A 960-nucleotide genomic window follows, 5' to 3' on the forward strand; every position below is an offset into this window, starting at 1 on the left:
CCCCGCCGCCGGAGCCATCGCTGTTGTTCCCCTCGCCCGCGCCGGCGCCGCCTCCGAAGAGGGCATGTTCCACGAGCGAGTAGCCCATGGACGCGCCCCCGAGCCCGCCCTCGTCCCGGAAGCCGTCCTCGTCCGCGGTGACGCCCCCCTTGCCGCCGTCGCCGCCGTGCCCGCCTCCTCCGCCACCGGAGTTGTGGCAGTTGCCGCCGCCTCCGGCGTTGACCAGGTTGCCGCGCCCGGACGCCTTGTCCACGAGGTCCGCCACCACGCCCTCGCCCTTGTAGGAGCCGCCCTGCGTGAACGGCAGGTCCAGCCCGGTGCACCCGGCGAGGTCGGCGTGGTTGGAGAAGCTCGCGCCCCGGAAGCCCGCGCCATCCGCGGAGATGTGGCCCCGGTTCGTCACCGTGCCCGTGGCGAGGAAGGCGAGGATGCCGCCGGAGCGGCCATCCCACGCGCGAGCCACGAGTGACGCGCCCTCCAGGACGGTGACGTTGGTGTACTCGGGGACGAGGACCAGCTGCGCGCCCGGCACGGTGTAGCCGTTCACCAGGGGCGCGGTGAGCCGCAGCCCCGCGGTGTTGTCCACCGCCGCGATGCGGGCCAGCTCCCAGCGCCCCACCGCTCCGGGAGCGTAGGGGCCCGCCCCGCCCGAGGGCGTGTTCGAATCAAAGCCGGTGCTCTGATGGATGAGCACCAGCGCGCCCACCGGCAGGTTGGCCATGCTCGCCAGGCGCAACACGGTGCTGCCCGCTGGCGCGGCGGACACCAGCGGCGTGGCGAGGTTGAGGGTCTGGCCCACCGCGGTGACGCCGAGGGCCCCATTGCGGCCAGTGCCCAGTCCAAAGGAGTCCGGCTCCGCCAGCGCGGGGGACGTCACGAGGAGCACGAGCACGAAGAGGGGGATGAAGCGCATGCGGCCCCCATGCTGCCCCAGAACCCCGACGTGTGGGAGGGAGGGGG

The 960-nt window shown here is 74.0% G+C and carries 1 protein-coding gene; it reads right to left on the reverse strand.

Annotation, left to right across the window (positions count from 1 at the left end; all coding sequences use genetic code 11):
• The coding region (gene agmC / locus HG543_RS53845) for an adventurous gliding motility protein AgmC (protein ID WP_439332629.1) at nucleotides 1-913 on the reverse strand (913 nt) is incomplete at its 3' end.
• Nucleotides 914-960: the final 47 nt, after the last annotated feature.

Origin of the sequence: Pyxidicoccus fallax (assembly GCF_012933655.1) — a bacterium.
In the GTDB taxonomy this organism is placed as follows: domain Bacteria; phylum Myxococcota; class Myxococcia; order Myxococcales; family Myxococcaceae; genus Myxococcus; species Myxococcus fallax.